The organism is Lysinibacillus sp. FSL K6-0232 (assembly GCF_038008325.1).
Lineage (GTDB): Bacteria > Bacillota > Bacilli > Bacillales_A > Planococcaceae > Lysinibacillus.
This window is the reverse complement of the sequence record NZ_JBBOYW010000001.1, coordinates 2,676,342-2,698,769: the sequence shown is the minus strand read 5'-3', so window position 1 is coordinate 2,698,769 and position 22,428 is coordinate 2,676,342. Positions and strand designations below refer to the sequence as shown.

Below are 22,428 nucleotides of genomic sequence, written 5' to 3'. Positions count from 1 at the left end.
GGGGTTTATAATGGGCGGAATTATTTTATTTGATGGCGTTTGTAATTTTTGTGATAGCACTGTTCAATTTATTATGAAGCATGATCAAGCTGGCTATTTTCAATTTGCAGCTTTACAAAGTGATGTCGGCCAAACACTTCTTGAACAATTTCATATACCTAACAATATAGATAGTGTTGTCCTGATTGAAGATGGTAATGTTTATATGGAATCTACAGCGGCTTTAAAAATAGGCAAAAAATTAGATAAAGTATGGCCACTGTATTATTTGTTTATGCCGATACCACAACGAATTCGCGATGCGCTGTATAGACGGTTTGCAAAGCATCGCTATCGTTTATTTGGGCAAAAGCAAGCATGTTTATTACCTACACCTGCACAGCGACAACGATTTCTTTCCTGATACCCGCGGGGAAAAGCGAAATACCCGTGCTTATGAGAGTAATACCCACGAAGGGGAACGAAATACTCGCGCTTACAGGAGTAATATCCACGAAGAGAAGTGAAATACCCGCATTTACGAATAAACACAGTATGAGCATCAAGTCATACTGTGTTTTCTGTTACTAAATAGCCTTTTTGCTGTAAAGCTTGTTCAATTAATGCTAATACCTCTACAGATGGTGCAGCAATTACATGCAAATGAATGCCCCCCGTAAGAGCAGATAAATAATTTGCCTGTGTTTCATTAACACGCTCAATAAATTGTTTTACCTCATGGCGATTTGCTACCATAATGGAGGCTGTTAGCTCACCATAGATAGGATGTTCAACAGTCACATTTTTAACGGTTCCTCCACAATCGACAATCGTCAGTAATTCATCCTCTGTTTGTTCAGAAGTATGCGAACATGCGAATGTACGCTCAACCGTATGTTGAAATTGTTCCTGCTGCATATAAAGATAGCCTTGGCTTGTGGCAATAATTGGCTCATTCCTAGCTTTTAATAATGTCATATCATTGACAATAACCTGTCTAGAAACATTTGCAAATTTAGCTAGGTCTGTTCCTGTAATAGGTGCTTTACTTTTTTTTAATTGTGCTAGTAATTGCAGTCGGCGTTCTTCGCCTAACATTTTTTTCACATTGCTCACCTCTGCCTATAATACAGGAAATCGCATTCCCTATGAAATAGTGTACCATGAAGCATTTCGAACTTGCTGAAATTTTTGTATCCAAATGCAACATTGAACATATGATACGTAGAGAGGAAGGGAGGAAAAAATTGCGTATTCATATTGTTCAAAAGGGAGATACATTGTGGAAGATTGCGAAAGAGTACGGCATTTCGTTTGAAGATTTGAAGCGGCTCAATGTCCATCTTGCCAACCCAGATTATATTGTTCCAGGTATGGAAATTATTTTGCCTGAAAAAATAAATAAAGAGTCGCAGCGCCATTCACCTAAGGAGATGCCGAAGAAGGAAACACAGGTACCAAAGGAGGCTCCTATTACGAAGGAAGCACCTAAAAAAGAGGTACAGAAGCCAACGCCACCACCGCCGCCCATTGTGCCGCCACCACCAGCTCCAATGCCGATGCCGGAGCCACGTATGATACCAATACCGATACCAATGCCGATGCAAATGCCACAACAGCCAATGTGGGTGCCGCAGCCTGTGGAAATGAATTGGCATCAGCAAGTGGTGATGCCGCAAGTTGAGCAAAATGTTACACCGCCAGTACAAATACAGCCACCGCCGAAACCAGCACCAGTACCACCACCTGTCGCTAAACCAAAGCCAGAACCGCCACCACCGAAGCCACAGCCTCAACCAGCGCCACCGCCACCAGTGCAAATGATGCCACAAATGCCTGCTGTTCCATATTGTCCGAGCTGCCATCAGCCTGTTTATCATCAAATGTGGTGGCAAATGCCAATGCAGCCACAAGTCGAGCCGTATATGATGCCACAGCAGCCAATGCCTTGTGATATGCCAAAGCAAAAGATCGGGGGGATAGATGATTTCTTAGAATCTACACCGTTTTTCCCAAAACATGATACACAGATGCAGCCACAATTTGATATGAATATGGGTCAATCCTGTGGATGTGGTACACAACCGCAACCAATGATGATGCCTGATATGAATATGGGTCAGTCTTGTGGATGTGGTACGCAACCACCGCCAATGATGATGCCTGATATGAATATGGGTCAATCCTGCGGATGTGGTACACAACCGCAACCAATGATGATGCCTACTTGGTATATGGACCCTTGTCACTGTCCACCGCCTCCATGCCCGTCAGGTGGTCCTTGGATGCCACCGCATTATTTCCCAGGCGGGATGACGCCTTATCGATGGTGAAAAAGCGTATATTGTTGAAGAAGTAAAGCCAAATATTTGGAAATATAAATATCAATCGAATACTTATTTTGTGAAGCGGGCGAAGCAAGTAGAAATTGCGGAGAAGGTGAGGGCTATCCATCGTCAGCTAGGCTGTATGGAGCCTTCCCTCGTTTTACCAATTGTACAAAGTGATGATGAACAGTTAATTGTGCAAGCATGGCAAGAAGGAAGCCATGGTGCAAACTTTACCTATAAAAAAGATCGCAAGGAAGCTCTTAAGCTCTTAATCACTTTACATGACACACATAAAAAAATTGCTTGGCAGCGAGTGCCAGGCTTGCATACCTACTCACAGCTTTTAAAATGGCAAATGCGCTATATGCGTTTTAAAAGCAGACGCAATGAATTTAGGGCATTTTTAACAAGAGAAGAAATCGATCAAATTTTACATTATAGTGATAAGTCGCTACAGTTGATAGCGATGGAGGATGCACCTGAAAAAGACATCACGCTTTTACATGGAGATGTTGTTCATCATAATTTTTTATGGTGCTCTGATGGACAATTACGCTTAATTGATTTTGATTTAGCGCACCTTGGAGAAGCAGATGATGAATATATTTTATGGCTGCATCGTGTATTGCCAGCTGTGGATTACGATCTTGGTAAGATATTTGCAGAGTTACCAGAGCTGAAACGGCTGGATAAAAGAAAGCTTCATCGTTTGAAATATCCAAATGAGTTATTACGTGAATGGCTGTTTGCTGTGGATTTACCACTCGAGCAGCAGCTAGTATTTTTAGATTATTTAGTGCCATTTACAAAACGCGCTCTCACTTATTGGCCAAAATTGTGGTACGATATTGATAGATTTGTGAAGAAATGACCGTCATTTGGCGGTCATTTTTGTCTGTGAATCTCACTTTTGGCTTTTTGTCGAGCATTCGTTCGCTATATGCTATAATCGAAGACGATGATTGTGAGGGATTTTAAATGTATGATTATTTAAAAGGACAAATTACCCGTATTACACCTGAATATATTGTACTTGAACAGCAGGGCATTGGCTGGCAGCTTAATACACCTAATCCATTTGCCTTTCGACTATCAGCACTTGAGCAACAAATATATGTCCATTTGCATGTACGTGAGGATGCACAAATATTATATGGTTTTCCAAACTTAGACCAGCGTGAACTATTCCGTAAGCTGATTTTAGTGTCAGGTATAGGGCCAAAAGGGGCGCTAGCTATTTTAGCTACTGGCAATCCACAGCAGGTAATTAGTGCAATTGAGCGTGAGGATGAAACATTTTTAGTGAAGTTCCCGGGCGTCGGGAAAAAAACAGCGCGCCAAATGATCCTCGATTTAAAAGGCAAGCTAGGTGCTTTATTGGAAACAATAGAGCTACCAAGTACAGAAGAAGAGCTACCACTATTTGGCGTTCATCCAAATAAGCATGAGCTAGAGGAAGCAATACTGGCATTACTGGCACTTGGATATTCTGAAAAAGAGCTTGAAAAAATTCGTCCGCAGCTTGAAGATAATGACAAGCTAGAAACAACAGATGCGTATATGAAGCAAGCATTGCAACTGCTATTAAAATTAAAGTAAGGAAAGGAGGGGAGGTGCATGTCTGAACGGATAATGGCTGGTGAGGCAGGAAGCTATGATGAGCAGTTTGAATTATCATTACGTCCCCAAAGGCTGTCACAATATATTGGACAGCATAAAGTAAAGGAAAATTTGCAAATATTTATTGAAGCCGCAAAGCTTCGTCAGGAAAGTTTAGACCATGTGCTGCTATATGGACCTCCAGGGCTTGGTAAAACAACCTTAGCCGCCGTTATTGCGAATGAGATGAATGTCAATGTACGTATGACAAGTGGTCCTGCGATTGAGCGTCCCGGAGATTTAGCAGCTATTTTAAGCTCATTAGAGCCTGGGGACGTCCTATTTATTGATGAAATTCATCGACTTCCCCGTGCTATTGAGGAAGTTTTATATCCAGCAATGGAAGACTTCTGTTTAGATATTGTTGTTGGGAAAGGGCCTGAAGCACGTTCCGTTCGCCTTGATTTACCTCCCTTTACACTTGTAGGTGCGACAACAAGAGCTGGTGCTTTATCAGCTCCTTTACGGGATCGCTTTGGTGTATTGCTACGCTTGGAATATTATGATGATCGTTCATTGGCTGAAATTGTTGTACGCAGTGCCCATTTATTTGATGTGGAGATTGAAGCAGTAGCGGCAATGGAAATGGCAAGACGTTCACGTGGGACACCGCGCATTGCTAATCGTTTATTAAAGCGAGTGCGGGATTATGCACAAGTGCTTGGAGATGGTATGATAACGGAGGGTCTTGCGAAGCAGGCATTAGAGCTATTACAAGTCGATCCTAGAGGGCTTGATCATATTGACCATAAGCTTGTTACAAATATGATTGAACGCTTTCAGGGAGGTCCTGTGGGCTTAGATACACTCGCTGCATCAATTGGTGAGGAGCGGGTGACAATAGAGGATGTATATGAGCCGTATTTAATGCAAATAGGGTTTATCCAGCGTACACCAAGAGGAAGAGTGGCAACACATTTAGCCTACGAACATTTTGGATATGACTATCCACAACAAACATAAAAAAGGAAGTTTTTTCATGCGTGTAGAAGATTTTGATTTTATATTACCAGAGGAGCTTATTGCTCAAACACCATTAGTGGATCGAACAGCGAGTCGATTAATGGTTGTAACACCAGGCACTAAGCAAGTGGAGCATCACCGTTTTGCCCATATTTTAGAGGAACTACATGCTGGTGACTGTCTTGTATTAAATGATACAAAGGTTTTACCAGCGCGTTTAATGGGTGTCAAAGAAGAAACAGGGGCACATATAGAAGTATTACTGTTAAAGCAGTTAGCTGGTACAGATGAATGGGAAACACTTGTTAAACCAGCAAAGCGTGTTAAAGTAGGTACGGTCATTACATTTGGCGATGGTTTATTAACCGCTACTTGTACAGGCGAGCTTGAGCATGGTGGTCGTACATTTATGTTTCACTATGACGGCATCTTTTATGAAATATTGGAACAGCTTGGCGAAATGCCGTTACCACCATATATTCGTGAGAAGCTAGAGGACAGGGATCGCTATCAAACGGTTTATGCCAAAGAGCGTGGTTCAGCCGCAGCACCAACAGCAGGGCTACATTTTACAGAGGAACTATTAGCACAAGTGAAGGCAAAAGGGGTAGAGGTTGTCTTTATTACATTGCATGTTGGATTAGGCACTTTCCGTCCTGTTAGTGTGGATTCGATTGAAAATCATGAAATGCATGCCGAATTTTATAGTGTAACGGAGGAAGCAGCAGCTACCATTAACCGAGTAAAACAGAATGGCGGCAAGGTGATTGCTGTTGGGACAACCTCTACACGAACATTAGAAACAATTGGCTCTAAATATCATGGTGAAGTGCGAGCAGAGCAGGGATGGACATCTATTTTTATTTATCCAGGCTATCGCTTTACAGTAGTGGATGGCTTAATTACAAACTTCCATTTACCAAAATCAACGCTTGTGATGCTTGTTAGTACACTAGCTACAAGAGAAACCATTTTAAGTGCCTATCAGCAAGCGGTAGAGCAAAGATATCGCTTCTTTAGCTTTGGCGATGCGATGTTTATTCGCCCAACACGATAATTTTACGATAAAATCGAAGTACTGTTTTTACTTTAGATAAGAGAGGATTTTTTAGTTTATGACACAACCAGCAATTCGATATGAGCTACTTCATACTTGTAAACAAACAGGAGCGCGCCTTGGCATTGTGCATACTCCACACGGCTCCTTTGAAACACCTGCATTTATGCCAGTAGGTACGCAAGCAACGGTGAAAACAATGTCACCTGAGGAACTAAAGGAAATGAATGCGGGCATTATTTTATCCAACACCTATCATTTATGGCTTCGTCCGGGTAATGATATTGTCAAGGAAGCAGGCGGACTGCATAAATTCATGAATTGGGATCGTCCAATTTTAACAGACTCAGGTGGTTTCCAAGTGTTCTCACTTAGCCAATTCCGAAAAATTGAAGAGGAAGGCGTTCACTTCCGCAACCATCTAAACGGTGATAAATTATTTTTAAGCCCAGAGAAGGCAATGGAAATTCAAAATGATCTAGGCTCTGATATTATGATGGCATTTGATGAATGCCCGCCATATCCTGCGACATATGACTATATGCTACAATCCGTAGATCGTACAACACGCTGGGCAAAACGCTGTAAGGAAGCACATCAGCGACCTGAGGAGCAAGGTTTATTTGGGATTATTCAAGGCGGTGAGTATGAGGACTTACGCCGACGTTCTGCCGAAGCCTTAGTAGAGTTAGATTTCCCGGGCTATGCGATTGGTGGGCTATCGGTTGGTGAGCCAAAAGATGTGATGAACCGTGTGTTAGAGTTTACTACGCCAATGATGCCTGAAAATAAACCACGCTATTTAATGGGTGTAGGTTCACCGGATTCATTAATTGATGGGGCTATTCGCGGGATTGATATGTTTGACTGTGTACTACCAACACGTATTGCGCGCAATGGTACATTGATGACATCTGAAGGGCGTCTTGTAGTGAAAAATGCTAAATATGCCCGCGATTTTGGACCAATTGATCCAAACTGTGATTGCTATACATGCAAAAACTATTCACGTGCCTATATTCGTCATTTGATTCGCACGGAAGAAACATTTGGTATCCGTTTAACATCGTATCATAACCTCCACTTCCTATTAAAACTCATGGAGCAAGTACGTGAGGCAATACGCCAAGATCGCCTAGGTGATTTCCGAGAAGAATTTTTCGAGAAATATGGCTTTAATGGACCAAACGCAAAAAACTTTTAATTGTATAGTAAGTCGTACAAATCTTTGTAAAAAGTGAATATTTCTAGCAAAATATTGTCAATCATAGAAATAATATTAGCAATATAGAAAATTTTTGTGCTTGTCCATCGCTTTTTATTAGTGGAATAGTCTATACTAAAAAAGTGATATGTGGAAAGGGGGCAAGAAGCATTATGGATCAACTATTAGGGCTAGCACCAATACTATTAATGTTCGTTGCTATGTGGTTTATCTTAATTCGTCCAGCTAAAAAAAGACAGCAGGAAACGCAAAATATGCAAAATAGCTTGCAGCGTGGAGATAAAGTCATTACAATCGGTGGTCTACACGGTGTTATTGATGCAATCGAGGACACAGCAGTGACATTAAAAATCGCTGAAAATGTGCGTGTTAAGTTTGACCGTCAAGCAATTGGACGTATTGTAAACGATAGCGTGAAGTAAATAAAAGAAAAAGACTTACAATGGGCAAATGCTTAATTGTAAGTCTTTTTTATGTGTGAATAGTTAAACGTAGCTAGTATATGTAAATAGTGCTTATATTTTCGTGCAGTCGTTTTGTATAAAAAACAAATAGGAAGGTCACCTTGATAGTATGGAGGTGTTTCGATGGAAGAATATTTCCATATTATTTTTAGAACTTGTTTTTTATATGTTTTTATTATTATTGTTTTTCGCTTAATGGGTAAACGAGAAGTAGGCGAATTATCCGTGATTGATTTAGTTGTCTTTGTTTTAATTGCAGAGGTAGCTGCATTTGCATTGGACGATTATAAAAATCCTTTATTGAAAGCGATACTGCCCATTATTCTGCTATTAGTGATTCAAATATTAAGTGCCTATTTATCCTTAAAGTTTAAGAAAATACGTGATTTAGTAGACGGTGATCCAGCATTATTGGTGAAAGACGGTATGATTTTAGAAAGTGAAATGCGTAAACATCGTTATAATCTCGATGATTTATGTCAGCAACTCCGAGAAAATGGTATTGCATCAATCACAGATGTGGCATTTGCCTATTTGGAACCTTCTGGTAATCTTTCTGTTTATAAAAAAGATGAAAAACCTTTTATTTACCCATTAATTATTGATGGCGATATCCAAGAAAGACATTTATTAACAATGCATAAGGATGAGGAATGGTTAATGGCTGAGCTTGCTAAAAATAATATTACAGATAGCAGTGGTGTATTTTTTTGCATTTGGGAGGACGGTCGATTGCATATTCAGTTAAAAGAATCTTAAACCTTTTTTGCTAATTTACGGATATAGCGGAAATCGGTCATGCGCAATTGATTGGTAAATAATAAAAATGTAAATAGTAAAAACAATGTCACGCAGCTACTTAGTATAAAAGGTAGAGAAAATATTGGCAGTAAAAAATACTGCACTACACAAACCGCGATAAAGCAGCTATACGGCACAACAAACATTCGAAAGCCTGCTCGCAAATTTTTTCGTTGTCTGACTGTTGCGATATGCAAGAAAGACGTCAACAAAACACCAAAGCCAATTGCTACAACAGCGCCTTTTTCCTGTATGCCTGGTTGAGAGGCTAGTACAAACATCACAAATAGCTTACCTAGTCCACCATAGATGGAATTCATCATGGCAGCTCTTGCCTCACCAATTGCTTGTAGGATGGAATGCAACGGGCTTTGAATATAATAAAAATAAAAAATAGGTGCTAAAATTTTCACATAACCACGATTTTCTTCTAAATGGAAAAGCTTCATCGCCAATTCATCACCATGTACAAAAAAATAGGTAGCAGCAACACAGCCTACTAAAGAAGATAAGCGTAAGGAAACCGAAATACGCTCTTGTAGTAATGGAATATGTTGACGGGCAACTGCATCACTCACAGCGGGAATAAGAACAATGGATAATGCTGTTGATACAAAAGCAGGAAATAATAATAATGGCACTAAAACACCTGAAATAACACCATATAAAATAGTGGCAGCAGATGCTGTTAAGCCAGCTACTGTTAAAGCCTTTAAAAAGATAATTGGCTCTAAAAACCAAGTGAAAGAACCAAATAGCTTACTACCTGCTGATGGCAGGGCAATACGTAGCATAGGGGATGCTGGATAACTTTCAATTTTTGCTTTACGTGTTAGTAATTTCTTCTTTGACACAATATAATGTAGCCCTAAATAAAGGAATGCAACTACTTCTGCAAGAAGCGTAATACCCATTGCAGCAGCAGCCGTAACAGCTGCATTATTATAGTTTGCCACATAAGGAAGCATGAATGTAATAAAGCTAATACGTACAACCTGCTCAATCATTTGTGCCCAAGCTGTTGGTGTAATTTTCGCTACACCTTGTAAATAAGCACGCAATAAACCGGAGCCTACAGACACAGGTACAGCAAAGAGTGCAATCCATAGTGTAAATGTGGTATGTTCATTATGTAAAAGTGTTGTTGAAATATATGGTATTGCTAGTGCTACAAGGGGCATAAAAATAATCATGCCAATAAATGACCAAATAATGGCTGTACGCATAACACCAAAGATGCTATCACGTTTATTTTTTGCGAGTAATTCAGCTACAATTTTTGCTACAGCAATCGGTAGCCCTAATTGAATGAGTGAGATAAAGAAAATAAATGCTGGATAGACGGTCATATAAATGCCGACAGCCTCTTCACCAGCAATCCGCATAAACTGCATTCTATAAAAGAAGCCAAAAAGTTTCGATAAAAAAATCACAAACATTAAAAATAATGTACCTCGTACAAAAGAACTCATGCCATCCGTCCCTTCTCAAGCCGCAAAAATTCATTTACACTATTTGTATGCAAGCATGTCTTACGTTACGACTTTGATTGGAGATGATTCAAAATGAGTATGCAACATCAGCAACTATTTGAACAAATTCGTCCGGCAATTGATAGTAAGATAGCAGAGTTCAAGCATTTTCAATATGATGCGATTACGGCTGAGGAACTTTGGCGTTATTGTGTGGAGAAAAAGTGGCGTAAAAAAAATGTAGAGCAACTGCGTTTACATGAGGTAATTGCTACCATTTTTGCAGTATCACCATCTGATATTGTGTCATTTAATCAAGTAGAGCTTTTACAAAGTGATAACTGGTTTGAGGAAGTAAATACAGAGGAATTAAAAATGCTGCTTGGCCCAGCAAAAATATCATAAAAAGGTGTTAAATTTTTCAAGAAATTAAAGAATGATAGCTATGTTGAATTGACACCGAGCGCAACCTGTTTCATAATAAGTGTGTTGCGCTTTTTTTATTTTGCATAAATTTTTTCTTACATAAACCTTCTATACATTTTACTTGAATTTAGAAGGCGAGTGCCTAATAATACAAAGATAAACTTGCGCGTTATGAACGATTGAAATAAGTAGAGCAACCTTTTTGAAACACAGGTAACATGATTCTAAAGGAAAGGGAGGATTAAAGCGTTTCAAAAGGTATTGCTAGTTACTTGTTTGGCGTGTAAGGACAGCCCTTACACCAATTCGAGGAGGATTTATTGATGAAACTAAAAAGTCGTATAGTTGCATTCTTATTAATTCTAGTGCTTTTTGCCGCAGGAATTAGTACGACTGTAAACGGCGTCTTAAAGGACATCAAGCTTGGTCTTGACTTACAAGGCGGGTTTGAAGTGCTTTATGAGGTAAATGAATTAAAAGAAGGACAAAAAATTACACCAGAAGTTGTTGCAGCAACGGCTACAGCTCTAGGCAACCGCGTAAATGCAATTGGGGTCAGTGAGCCAAGCATTCAGGTTGAGGGAGAAAATCGTATTCGTGTGCAATTAGCGGGTGTTGAGGATCAAGAATCCGCACGTAAGCTACTGTCTACTTCTGCGAACTTAACATTCCGTGATGTGGATGATAATTTACTATTGGATGGAGATGACCTAAAGGAAAATGGAGCAACTGACTCCTTTGACCAACAAAACCGTCCAATTGTATCATTAAAATTAAAAGATGCGAAAAAATTTGCTGATATCACAAGCAAAATTGCCGCAAAACCACCAGGCGAAAATTTACTTGTTGTATGGTTAGATTTTGAAGAAGGCGTCGATTCTTATAAAGCGGAATCACAAAAGGCGGACCCTCGCTATGCATCAGCTGCAAGAGTTGACCAAACATTAAATACAACGGATGTAATGATTAGTGGTAGCTTTACAGTTGAAGAAACAAAAAATTTAGCAGGTATTTTAAATGCAGGAGCATTGCCTGTTAAATTGGATGAAATTTATTCAACATCTGTAGGTGCACAGTTTGGTGCAGATGCATTAAATGATACAATCTTTGCGGGTATTGTTGGCGTAGTAATTATTTTCTTATTTATGCTATTCTACTACCGCTTACCTGGCTTTATTTCAGTTATTACACTGGCTGTTTTCACATTCCTAGTATTGGTTGTTTTTGATTGGATTAATGCAGTATTAACGCTTCCGGGTATTGCAGCCATTGTACTTGGTATTGGGATGGCTGTTGATGCTAATATTTTAGCAGCGGAGCGTATTCGAGAGGAATTACGTGTAGGGCATCCTGTGAAAAAAGCGTTCCAGCTTGGATCGAAGCAATCCCTATCAGCAATTGTCGATGCACAGTTAACGACTTTACTAGCTGCAGCAGTGCTATTTTACTTTGGGACAAGCTCTGTAAAAGGCTTTGCGACAACATTAATTATTAGTATTTTACTAAGCTTCCTTACAGCGGTATGGGGTTCACGTGTCCTATTAGGCTTGCTTGTAAATAGTGGCTATTTCAATAATCCAGCATGGTTTGGTATTGCTAAATCGAAGCAGCATAGTCTGGATGAAAATATTGGTGCATTAGATTTATCGACGAAATTTGATCGTTTTGATTTTGTACACAACCGTAAGAAATTTTATACATTGTCATTAGCTATTTTAGTGGCTGGTTTAGTTGTTCTTGGTATTTTCCGTCTAAATCTTGGTATTGATTTCTCTAGTGGTACACGTATTCAAATTGAAGCAGATCAAACATTAACAAAAGAAGAAGTATCAAAATATATAAAAAGCATCGGCTTCCCATCAGATGATATTGTTCTTTCAGGAGAAAAGAGTAATTCTGCTGTTGTGCGTTATAAAACCGATTTATCACAGGCTGATATTTTGACATTCCAAAATGAAACAACGGAGAAATATGGTCATAATCCTACTGTCAGTACCGTATCACCTACAGTTGGGAAGGAGCTTGTGAAAAATGCTATTAAGGCATTGTCACTTGCAGCACTAGGGATCATTATTTATGTAGCGATTCGTTTTGAATGGCGCATGGGTGTCGGGGCAATTGTTTCCCTGTTACATGATGTATTCTTAATTGTTGCTGTCTTTAGCTTTATGCGCTTAGAGGTGGATATTACATTTATTGCGGCTGTGTTAACAATTGTTGGCTACTCGATTAATGATACGATTGTTACATTTGACCGTATGCGTGAAAACTTAGAGCGATATGATACAATTAATGATCGAGAAATATTGGCGAATATTGTCAATAAATCGTTACGCCAAACAATGGGACGTTCTGTTAACACAGTATTAACCGTTATTATTGTAGTTGTGGCGTTATTAATTTTTGGCGCACCATCTATTCAAAACTTCTCCATTGCTTTATTGATTGGTTTAGTAACAGGTATGTATTCATCTATCTGTATCGCAGCTCAAATTTGGTACTCATTAAAAATACGTGAAATGAAAAAAACAGATGGTCAGCTAAAGAAAAAAGAGAAAAAACAATGGGGTACAGATGAGCCTGTTGTGTAACAATATGAATAATAGTTTGTCCGAAACGCTTCTTTTAGGATAAACTTTTGGTGCAAGCTTATTTAGCGTATTCTCATAAATCGAACAAGGCTGTGCAAAAAGTGAAAATCTTTTTGCACAGTCTTTTTTATGTTAGGTGGTGAGCATGATAATTATTTATCGAGCTAGTTCTTCTTTCAATAAAAGCAGGAAGATTGTATTTCACAAATTCTTTGTTTACAATGAGAACCATTATATTTTTTAGAAAGAAGGGTATTTTTTGTACATATTAATTGTTTTAGGGATAATCGCAGGTATGATGATTCCGATGCAGACAGCCGTGAACAATCGCTTAAATTTGTTTACTAGGTCTGTATTTACTACATCATTTTATTCTTTTTTAACAGGAACTATTTTACTATTGATTGCTAATCTTATTGTAAACCCTAGCAAGTTTACAGTATCTTTTTTTGCATCTCAATCCTTCTCATATATTTGGGTTACTGGAGGTGCATTAGGAGTTATTTTCCTTACGGGAAATATTCTTTTATTGCCAAGAATTGGTGCTGCGCTAACTGTAATTATTACAGTCACTGGACAAATGGTAATTGGTATAATGATCGATACATTTGGTTGGTTTGGTGTGGAAGCAAAGCCATTGCATATTTTACATATCATTGGGGTTCTCCTTTTGCTAAGTGGAATTATCTACATGAATGCAAAGAAAAATCCAAGCGTTTCTCCAAGCTCTTCTCGATTATGGCTATTATTCGGATTATGCACAGGTATGATGCCTCCAATACAAACGGCGATTAATAGTGCGCTTCGATATAAGGTTGATTCTTTTTTATATGCTGCTTTTATTTCATTTACAGTCGGTACGATTATTTTATTGATCCTAGCAATGATTATTAATAGAGGAATCAAGCTGCTATTTTATACCGATAGCCTTCAATTAAGACCTTGGCATTTTATAGGTGGTTTATTAGGCGCTATTTATATTGCAACAAATATTATTTTAATGCCTCATTTAGGTGTGACATTGACATTGATGACGGCTATTCTAGGGCAAATTTTAATGGGGCTTTGCATTGACCATTTCGGTATAATGGGATTGCCAAGATATCCGATTGATCAAAGAAGAGTGATTGCTGTTATGATGATCATTAGTGGCATTGCATTATTAAAATTCTTTTAGCCAGTTCTTCTTCATAAAAAATCTGCTAGCTTTTTAAAAGCTAGCAGATTTTTTATCTATAATGCACTTTATCTATAGCTTAAATTGCTGTAATAAAGCCTGTAACTGTTGAGCATTATCGCTTAATTCCTCTGCGACAGCGTTGACCTGCTGCATTGTGGCAACTTGTTCATCCACAGATTGTCCAATAATTTGCGAGTTATTAGCTGATTGCTTTGAAACATTTGCAATTTCTGTAACAGAGGCTGCGACCTGTTCGGCGCTTGCAGAGATTTCCTCAGATGTGGCAGAGATTTCTTCGATTTGCTCGGTAAATGCTGTGACTGCCGATGTAATTGCATAGAAAGCATCGCCTGCCTCATGAATTTTGGCAACACCATCCTGTACAGAAGCTAAGCCATTATCTACAGCGGCTGCTACATTTTCTGTATCTACAAGAATTTCCTTTGTAATGGCGACAATTTGATGAGCTGATTGATTAGATTCCTCTGCAAGCTTGCGTACTTCATCAGCTACTACAGCGAAGCCTTTGCCATGCTCCCCAGCTCTTGCTGCTTCAATAGCTGCATTGAGTGCGAGTAAGTTTGTTTGTTCTGAAATCGCTGTAATTACGGCTGTAATCTGTTCAATTTCTTTTGATTGCTGACTAAGTTTATTGGTTAATGTTGCAACGTCAGCAGTGGCTACTGAAATGATATCCATTTGCTGCTGTGCTGTTGAAATTGTTGTGCCTCCTGTTTGGGCAAGCTGTGTCATATTTGTCGCATTGGCATGTAAGCTATGCGTTGCTTCAGCTATACGTTGGACACCAGCTGCTGTTTCATCCATAGCAATAGCACTTTGTTGGGAGGCGCTAGCAGATGAATTGATATATGTTACATTTTCTTGAATACGTTGTGCAATATCATCAGAAGTTGTTGTGACTTCCTCTGTGCTAGCAGAAAGCTCCTCTGAAACCGCTGATAGATGAGAGGCACTATCTTGAATATTGGTGATTAAGCCGGATAAATTTTGTTGTAAAGTGTTTACCGCATTTGCCAGTATACCAATCTCATCCTTTGAATGATAGTCAAGCTGTGCAATGGATAAATCCCCCTGAGCTAAAGTATCTGCTGCATGAATAACCTTGTGTAATGGTTGAACAATGGAACTTTTAACAAATCGCATAAAGTATAGACCAGTAACGATGCTGGCAACTAGTAAACTAATTGAAATAATTAGAGCGCGTGAAACGGTGTGGTTGACCTCTTGATCTGTTTTTTGCAGCATTTCTTGATGATAATTTAATAACTCAGTTGTTAGTGCGAAAATTTCCTTATTGTAATAGGTTACATCTACATTAATGTGAGTGAGTGCTTCGTCCGTATTACCACTTTCAAATACTTGGATTGCTTTTGCTGAATTGGTGAGTAGTCCATCTTGTAGCTCAGTGATTTGTTGCATAATATTTTTTGTATAATCGGAGCGTACAATCGAAGAAAGCTCTTCAATTGTTTCTGGTAATTGCTGTTCATAGCGTTCTAAATTTGCTTTAGCTATCTCATCTTTACTATTTAAAATATAGGATCGTAAAAATAAACCTTGAGAGGCAAGCTGCTGGCGTATTTTTTCAGTTAACTCAATTTGAACGATGCGATGATTAAGCACTTCATTTAAATCATTTTGTGTAGCTTTGAATTCGACAAAGGATACAATGCTAGAAATAAACAATAGACCTATTAGGAAAATAAAACCTAAATTTAATTTTTTTCGAATGGACATACACATGCCTACTTTCTTCTTTTGTATAGAAAAATAATGATCTTTGCTAGAGGCTTTATGTTGACTCAACAGATGTTTGATCAAACATATTCTGAGGTTACTATAACTTGATATGTTTACTCGGTCAATACTGAGGGAAGCTGGGGATTTATTTTCTATGAATATATAAATTTAAACTTTTTCTTCAGAATTTATTGACAATTACAAAGCTTTGACATAGAATTAGAGCTAACTTTTTGTTCGGTGAAGGTAGAAGGCTTCGGGAGCGAGGTCAGCCTTAGAACAGATGAGCTGAGTGTAGAGCAGAATAGCTGAGAAATTGTTGAATAAGAGTAGTAGCTTAAGTGTGCAATTTAGAGAGTCAGTGGATGGTGTAAACTGATTTGCAACTTAGTGTGAATGGACTTAGGAGAGTCGCTTCTAAAAGGCGAACGGGATTCCCCACGTTATAGGGGTTGCTTGCTTTATTGAGGTTATGATAAAGGAAGCTAGAGATGAGAGCATCATAGGCTCTAATATGAGGTGGCAACGCGGTTATAATCGTCCTCTGCAATTAGGAATAATCCTTTTTGCAGGGGGCTTTTTTATTTCGTGATAGCAATTTAAAAGGAGATTGAGAGCTATGCAAACAACGAGTTCAAGAACAAAAATAAAAAGCTTAAATGGTGATTCATTAACACCTATTTTAATTTTTAGACGTTTACAGGGAAAACATAAATTTTTGCTTGAGAGCTCGGCTCAACACGAAGAAGCAGGAAGATTTTCATTTATTGGGGCAAATCCAAGAAAAACCTATAAGGGCATTGGGCAAGAAATTCAGGAGTATTCCTATAAAACAGGCAAAACGTATACACATCATGGAGAGCTTTTCGTTCTTCTTAAACGACTAATGCCACGGATATCCAATACAACACAATTTCCGTTCTCTGGCGGTGCTGTTGGTTATATTGGACATGGCACAACAATGTTAGCAGACGATACATTAGAGCTTCCAAATGCACATTTTCATGTATATGAAACAATTATTGTTTTTGATCATGTAACAGATGAAGTGACATTAATTTATACAAATATTGATGCAGAAAAACAAGAGCCTGATTTAGAGGCGTTGGCACAACAATTAGTACATGGAGATACCTGTGAGGATGTAGGCTGCCATTATCAATTACTTGATACACCAAGCAATGAGGCATTTACAACAACTTTACAGACTATGCAAGATTCACTTAACGAGGAAGTAACGAGAATTGTGTTATCCAAACGTTATGTGGCAAGCCTTCAGGGAGATGCCTTTTCTTTATATAGACAGCTACGCAAGAAAAAGCCTGCTGCCTATATGTATTATGTTGAATTTGATGATCATGTTGTGTTAGGTACTTCCCCTGAAAGTTTAATACAAGTAAAGGGTGAGCGCGTGATTGCCACACCTACAGAGGGCACGTATCCAAGAGGTATGACAAAGGGCGAAGATTTAGAGAATGAACGAAAATTATCTGAGCATACAGAAGTGAGGAAATCACATGCAGTGCTTGTTAGTGCAGTGCAGCAAGAGCTACAGTCTGTTTGTTTCCGAGATTCTGTGCAGGTGATGGATGCAATGCGCATTGTCCGCTCCAAGCATGCACTTCATATGACAACAAGGATAGAAGGTCAGCTGTTACCAATGCTTCATGCTCTTGATGTATTAGCCATAACAATACCACCATTCTCTGCTACAGGGATACCAAAGAAGCAAGCAACACAGTCTTTAGAACAATGGCATCATACTGCAGGCATTTTTGGTGGCGCACTTGGTTTTATTGGCTTTAATGGGCATTTAGATTTTGCCTTAACAGGGCAATCCATTGTTGTTGAACAGCAAACAATGCATATGCAGTCGATGGTTACACTAACGAAATATACAGATATAGTCGATATTTTACAGCAGGTGCAAGAGGAAGAACGGACATTTCTACAGCTACTTGCTAGTAATGGAGGGCAAAGTCAATGAAAGATTACCAACAAAAAGTTTTACAAGGTGAACACTTAATATATGAAGAAATGTTACAGGCAGCGCAATGGATATTTCAGGATGATACACCGAAAGATGAAATTGCCAGCTTTTTAACAGCTTTATCTGCTAAGGGAGAAACTGCCCATGAGGTAGCAGCATTGGCAACAGTTATGCGCTCCTTTGCACGAAAAGTGCCCATTCAAGAAAATGGTTATATGGATAATTGCGGTACTGGTGGAGATGGGCTTCATACATTTAATATTAGCACAGCATCTGCTTTTGTTTTAGCAGGTGCAGGTGTCAAAATAGCCAAGCACGGGAATCGTAAAATTTCCTCCTCCTCTGGTAGCTCGGATGTTTTGGAGGCATTAGGAATTCATACAGATATTACAATTGCTCAAACGGTTGAGCTATTGGAAAAGGAGGGCATTGCGTTTTTATATGCGCCAAATGTTCATCCTAAGTTAAAGCGGATTGGTGAGGTGCGCCGTTCACTTGGCAAGCCAACCATTTTTAATCTTGTGGGACCATTAACAAATCCAGTACCATTGTCCACACAATTTACTGGTATTAATCGACCTAATTTTGTCATGGAATATGCATCTGTACTACAAATGCTTGGACGTGAACGTGCGATTGTTGTTTCGGGTACACAAGGGCTAGATGAGGCTTCCTTAGCAGGGCAAAATACATTTGTGTTAGTCGATAAAGGTGATTTAATTCCTTTTTCATTAACAGCAGAGGATGTTGGTCTTCCTGTTACACCACTAGAGGCGATTCGCGGAGGCAATGCAGATGAAAATGCCGTGATTATGAAAAAATTACTAGCTGGTGAGCAAAGTGCCTATTTGGATACAGTGTTATTAAATGCTGGCATTGGGTTATTTGGCTATGGTCTTGCAAATACCGTTAAAGAGGGTGTTGCTATGGCAAAAGATAGCATTTTTAGTGGGCGAGCATTACAAAAACTAGAGGCGGTTGTTACCTATAGTCAGCAAATAAAAGAGGTGGAGGTAGGACAATGAATATTTTAAATAAAATTCTTCAGCAAAAAAAGGTTGAGGTAGGCGCTTTATTGGAGCAGCCTGATCCGTTAGCCAATTTTGTAGAAAAACCACGTCCATCATTATTTGAAGCATTGTACAAAGCAAATAAGCTGCAGGTCATTGCAGAAATGAAGCGTGCCTCTCCCTCTAAAGGCTTGATTGCAGAGGGCGCAAATCCAGTTGCGCAAGCACAAATCTATGCACAGGCAGGAGCTGCTGCTATCTCTGTTTTAACGGATAAGGAATTTTTTAAAGGCTCGTTTCAGGATTTAACCGATGTTGCCAATGTCGTAGATACACCGCTACTGTGCAAGGATTTTATGGTGGATCGGGTGCAGATTCGATTTGCCAAGGCAGCGGGTGCATCTATTATTCTATTAATTGTAGCTGCCTTAACGGATGAAACATTACGCGATTTATATAGCTATGCAACGAGCTTAGGCTTGGAGGTACTGGTAGAGGTGCATGATAAGGAAGAGCTTCAACGTGCGCTTGCAGTAGATGCCAAGTTAATTGGTATCAATAATCGTGATTTACGCACCTTTGAGGTTAGTCTAGCACATACACAAGAAATTGCAGAGGTTTTCCCATTTGACGAGAAGCGTGTGTTAATTAGTGAAAGTGGTATTTGGTCACAGGAGGATGCGCAGAAGGTAGCAGCGATGGGCGCAAGCGGTGTGCTTGTTGGTGAGGCTTTAATGCGTAGTGGGGATGCAGGCATAGCGTTGCAACAATTACAGGTATTGAAAGAGGAGGCATCTGTATGACGAAGGTGAAAATTTGTGGCTTGCGTGAGCCAGAGCATGTTATGACGGCTGTGCAGGCAGGTGCAGATGCTATTGGTTTTGTCTTTGCACCAAGTAAACGCCGTGTATCGCTTGAGCAGGCACAGCACCTAGCACAGCAAATACCAGAGGGCGTTTTAAAAATTGGTGTGTTTGTAAATCCAACGCCCGCTGAATTAAAGGAAGCAGTAGAACGTGTGCCGCTAGATTATGTACAATACCACGGGGAGGAAACACCAGCGTTTATTCAGAAGCAGGGCTATCCAGCCATTAAGGCATTGTCAGTACGTAAAAAAGAGGATGTGCAAGTTGCTGCCAATTATCAGGTGGACTATTATTTATTTGATGCACCCGGCACTGATTTTAAAGGAGGTAGCGGTCATACTTTCGATTGGACACTGTTAGAGGAAGTAGGGATTCCACGAGAGAAATTAATATTAGCGGGTGGGCTTCATGCCGAGAATATTAACGAAGCCATCGCAAGCGTCACACCCTTTATGGTAGACGTATCAAGCGGTGTGGAAACAGATGGGGTAAAAGACCCTACAAAAATACAAGCATTTTTACAAGCAGTAAAGGGGGAAGCGCATCATGTCAATTGCAAATAGTGTACCTACAAAGGATGGGCGTTATGGAAAGTTCGGCGGACAATTTGTACCAGAAACATTAATGACAGCCTTATTAGAGCTAGAAGCAGCCTATGATAAAGCGTTAAATGATCCAACATTTACAGAGGAGCTAGCTCATTATTTACAGGACTATGTTGGGCGAGAAACGCCACTTTATTACGCAGCCAATCTGACAAAGGAGCTTGGTGGTGCCAAAATCTATTTAAAGCGTGAAGATTTAAACCATACAGGCGCGCATAAAATTAACAATGCCATTGGGCAGGCACTGCTGGCAAAACGTATGGGCAAAAAGAAAATTGTTGCCGAAACAGGTGCGGGACAGCATGGTGTGGCAACAGCTACAGCCTGTGCATTATTAAATCTTGAGTGTGTTGTATTTATGGGAGCGGAAGATATTAAGCGCCAGCAGTTAAATGTCTTTCGAATGGAACTGCTTGGCACAAAGGTTCAATCTGTAGAGAGTGGCTCTAAAACATTAAAGGATGCTGTGAATGCGGCACTGCGCTACTGGGTGACGAATGTGGAGGATACCCATTATATTTTAGGCTCTGCATTAGGACCACATCCATTCCCAAAAATTGTACGTGATTTTCAGTGTGTGATTGGTGTTGAAACAAGAAAGCAAATTTTAGAGAAGGAAGGACGTTTACCAAATGCAGTTGTTGCCTGTATAGGAGGTGGCAGCAATGCGATTGGTATGTTCCATCCATTTGTTGATGATGAGGAAGTAGCCTTATATGGCGTGGAGGCAGCAGGCGCGGGGCTTGAAACAGGCAAGCATGCGGCAGCGATTGCAGGCGGACAATTAGGCGTGTTACATGGTGCCTATATGTATTTATTGCAGGACGACAATGGCTTTGTGCAGGAGGCACACTCTATTTCAGCGGGATTAGATTATCCAGGAAAAGGACCAGAGCATTGCTATTTACATGATATTGGTCGTGCCCAATTTGATGCGATAACAGATGATGAAGCATTAGAGGGCTTGCAATTATTATGCCGAACAGAGGGCATTCTCCCAGCGCTTGAAAGCTCTCATGCTATTGCCTATACAGCAAAGCTTGCCAAAACAATGCCGCAAGATCAGGTAATTGTTGTATGTTTATCAGGCCGAGGCGATAAGGATGTACATACCGTGCGAGCAGCATTAGGAGGGGATGAAAAATGACAACTTTACAACAGGCAATTGAGCAGGTGCAAATCGCAGGGCATAAAGCTTTTATACCCTATATCATGGCTGGTGATGGAGGACTTGAAACCATTCAACCAACGATTTTAAGTTTGCAGCAGCTAGGCGTTACGGCTATTGAAGTAGGGATTCCTTTTACAGACCCTGTAGCAGACGGCCCAACGATTGAGCAGGCAGGTGAACGTGCACTTGCAGCAGGCGTGACCTTAAGAAAGGTGCTGCAAACATTAGCTTCATTTCGCGAAGAAATCAAAGTACCATTAGTTGTCATGACCTATTTTAATCCTGTCTTAGCTTATGGCTTAGATAATTTTGCTCAAGCCTGTGTAGCAGCAGGCGTTAAGGGATTAATCGTACCTGATGTGCCATTAGAGGAAAGCGAGATTTTGCGTGAAGCTTTAAATCCATATGCCATTGATATTGTACAATTGGTATCATTAACGAGCCCTCCAGAGCGCATCGCTCGTATTGCAGCAGCTAGCCAAGGCTTTGTATATGCTGTAACGGTCAATGGGATTACAGGTGCACGTGCCGATTTTGCGGATAATTTAGAGCAGCATTTTGCACGCTTGCGTCAAGCAAGTCCGATCCCTGTGCTAGCAGGCTTTGGCATTTCTACGCCTGAGCAAGTCAAAAGCATGGGCGCATTAGGAGATGGCGTTATTGTTGGTAGCGCCATTGTAACAGCTCTGCATAAGGGCGATATGGCAACAGTGCAAGCTCTAGTAGCTGCCTCAAAAGATATACGAACAAAGTCTACTCAATGAGTAGGCTTTTTTTATGGCGGATAGAATGAGGAAAGTGACGGATAGAATATCAGAATTGACGGATAGCACGAGAAAATCCACCTGATAAAGAGAATAGTGCGGATTGTATAGAAA

21 protein-coding genes and 1 other annotated feature are annotated in these 22,428 nt (G+C 39.8%); of the genes, 18 read left to right on the top strand and 3 right to left on the bottom strand.

Annotated elements, in window-relative coordinates; genetic code table 11:
* Positions 1–10: 10 nt before the first annotated feature.
* Entirely contained in the window at positions 11–403 is a 393-nt protein-coding gene (locus MHB42_RS13155) for a thiol-disulfide oxidoreductase DCC family protein (protein WP_340806705.1), read from the top strand.
* Between the two features lie 143 nt (positions 404–546).
* On the opposite strand, the gene MHB42_RS13150 is transcribed toward MHB42_RS13155, so the two are convergent.
* On the bottom strand, positions 547–1,086 hold the full coding sequence (locus MHB42_RS13150; RefSeq protein ID WP_340806704.1) for a transcription repressor NadR: 540 nt from the start codon (positions 1,084–1,086) through the stop codon (positions 547–549).
* Between the two features lie 110 nt (positions 1,087–1,196).
* Between MHB42_RS13150 and MHB42_RS13145 the strand changes: the two genes are divergently transcribed.
* The 8 genes from MHB42_RS13145 (at position 1,197) to MHB42_RS13110 (ending at position 8,436) form a co-directional block, all read left to right on the top strand.
* Positions 1,197–2,312 carry a LysM peptidoglycan-binding domain-containing protein gene (locus MHB42_RS13145; RefSeq protein WP_340806703.1) on the top strand — a complete coding sequence of 372 codons (1,116 nt, stop codon included), beginning with the start codon at positions 1,197–1,199 and terminating at the stop codon, positions 2,310–2,312.
* A gap of 70 nt (positions 2,313–2,382) precedes the next feature.
* Positions 2,383–3,180, top strand: a complete 798-nt coding sequence (locus MHB42_RS13140; protein ID WP_340806702.1) for a phosphotransferase — start codon at positions 2,383–2,385, stop codon at positions 3,178–3,180.
* A gap of 107 nt (positions 3,181–3,287) precedes the next feature.
* Entirely contained in the window at positions 3,288–3,908 is a 621-nt protein-coding gene (gene ruvA, locus MHB42_RS13135; RefSeq protein WP_340806701.1) for a Holliday junction branch migration protein RuvA, read from the top strand.
* 18 nt (positions 3,909–3,926) lie between these two features.
* Entirely contained in the window at positions 3,927–4,931 is a 1,005-nt protein-coding gene (ruvB, locus tag MHB42_RS13130) for a Holliday junction branch migration DNA helicase RuvB (protein ID WP_340806700.1), read from the top strand.
* Positions 4,932–4,947: 16 nt separating this feature from the next.
* Entirely contained in the window at positions 4,948–5,988 is a 1,041-nt protein-coding gene (gene queA, locus MHB42_RS13125) for a tRNA preQ1(34) S-adenosylmethionine ribosyltransferase-isomerase QueA (protein ID WP_340806699.1), read from the top strand.
* Between the two features lie 58 nt (positions 5,989–6,046).
* Positions 6,047–7,192 carry a tRNA guanosine(34) transglycosylase Tgt gene (gene tgt, locus MHB42_RS13120; protein WP_340806697.1) on the top strand — a complete coding sequence of 382 codons (1,146 nt, stop codon included), beginning with the start codon at positions 6,047–6,049 and terminating at the stop codon, positions 7,190–7,192.
* Between the two features lie 173 nt (positions 7,193–7,365).
* On the top strand, positions 7,366–7,635 hold the full coding sequence (gene yajC, locus MHB42_RS13115) for a preprotein translocase subunit YajC (RefSeq protein ID WP_340806696.1): 270 nt from the start codon (positions 7,366–7,368) through the stop codon (positions 7,633–7,635).
* A 165-nt stretch (positions 7,636–7,800) separates the two neighbouring features.
* Positions 7,801–8,436 carry a DUF421 domain-containing protein gene (locus MHB42_RS13110; protein WP_340806695.1) on the top strand — a complete coding sequence of 212 codons (636 nt, stop codon included), beginning with the start codon at positions 7,801–7,803 and terminating at the stop codon, positions 8,434–8,436.
* Here the strand turns inward: MHB42_RS13110 and MHB42_RS13105 are convergent.
* Entirely contained in the window at positions 8,433–9,950 is a 1,518-nt protein-coding gene (locus tag MHB42_RS13105; protein WP_340806694.1) for a putative polysaccharide biosynthesis protein, read from the bottom strand. The two genes, MHB42_RS13110 and MHB42_RS13105, sit on opposite strands and share 4 nt — an antisense overlap.
* Before the next feature lie 93 nt (positions 9,951–10,043).
* Here MHB42_RS13105 and MHB42_RS13100 point away from each other — a divergent pair, with 93 nt between their 5' ends.
* The 3 genes from MHB42_RS13100 (at position 10,044) to MHB42_RS13090 (ending at position 14,144) form a co-directional block, all read left to right on the top strand.
* Positions 10,044–10,355, top strand: a complete 312-nt coding sequence (locus MHB42_RS13100; RefSeq protein WP_340806693.1) for a post-transcriptional regulator — start codon at positions 10,044–10,046, stop codon at positions 10,353–10,355.
* Positions 10,356–10,699: 344 nt separating this feature from the next.
* Positions 10,700–12,967, top strand: coding sequence for a protein translocase subunit SecDF (gene secDF / locus MHB42_RS13095; RefSeq protein WP_340806691.1), 2,268 nt, complete (start codon positions 10,700–10,702; stop codon positions 12,965–12,967).
* Between the two features lie 259 nt (positions 12,968–13,226).
* Complete coding sequence (locus tag MHB42_RS13090) at positions 13,227–14,144, top strand: DMT family transporter (RefSeq protein ID WP_340806689.1); 918 nt, start codon at positions 13,227–13,229, stop codon at positions 14,142–14,144.
* Positions 14,145–14,216: 72 nt separating this feature from the next.
* Here the strand turns inward: MHB42_RS13090 and MHB42_RS13085 are convergent, their stop codons facing one another.
* Positions 14,217–15,905, bottom strand: coding sequence for a methyl-accepting chemotaxis protein (locus tag MHB42_RS13085; RefSeq protein ID WP_340806687.1), 1,689 nt, complete (start codon positions 15,903–15,905; stop codon positions 14,217–14,219).
* Positions 15,906–16,218: 313 nt separating this feature from the next.
* Positions 16,219–16,456 (top strand) — a binding site (T-box leader).
* A gap of 71 nt (positions 16,457–16,527) precedes the next feature.
* On the opposite strand from MHB42_RS13085, the gene MHB42_RS13080 reads away from it, so the two are divergent.
* From MHB42_RS13080 to trpA, 6 genes are read left to right on the top strand one after another with little or no spacing between them, the layout of a single operon-like run.
* The gene (locus MHB42_RS13080; RefSeq protein ID WP_340806686.1) at positions 16,528–17,895 is read left to right on the top strand and encodes a chorismate-binding protein; all 1,368 of its coding nucleotides are present in this window, start codon (positions 16,528–16,530) and stop codon (positions 17,893–17,895) included.
* Complete coding sequence (gene trpD / locus MHB42_RS13075; protein WP_340806684.1) at positions 17,892–18,923, top strand: anthranilate phosphoribosyltransferase; 1,032 nt, start codon at positions 17,892–17,894, stop codon at positions 18,921–18,923. Before MHB42_RS13080 ends, trpD begins: the two co-directional genes overlap by 4 nt.
* Complete coding sequence (gene trpC, locus MHB42_RS13070; protein WP_340806683.1) at positions 18,920–19,711, top strand: indole-3-glycerol phosphate synthase TrpC; 792 nt, start codon at positions 18,920–18,922, stop codon at positions 19,709–19,711. Before trpD ends, trpC begins: the two co-directional genes overlap by 4 nt.
* The gene (locus MHB42_RS13065; protein ID WP_340806681.1) at positions 19,708–20,337 is read left to right on the top strand and encodes a phosphoribosylanthranilate isomerase; all 630 of its coding nucleotides are present in this window, start codon (positions 19,708–19,710) and stop codon (positions 20,335–20,337) included. The genes trpC and MHB42_RS13065 overlap by 4 nt, the downstream gene beginning before the upstream one ends.
* Positions 20,321–21,526 carry a tryptophan synthase subunit beta gene (trpB, locus tag MHB42_RS13060; RefSeq protein WP_340806679.1) on the top strand — a complete coding sequence of 402 codons (1,206 nt, stop codon included), beginning with the start codon at positions 20,321–20,323 and terminating at the stop codon, positions 21,524–21,526. The genes MHB42_RS13065 and trpB overlap by 17 nt, the downstream gene beginning before the upstream one ends.
* Entirely contained in the window at positions 21,523–22,314 is a 792-nt protein-coding gene (gene trpA, locus MHB42_RS13055; protein ID WP_340806678.1) for a tryptophan synthase subunit alpha, read from the top strand. Before trpB ends, trpA begins: the two co-directional genes overlap by 4 nt.
* Positions 22,315–22,428: the final 114 nt, after the last annotated feature.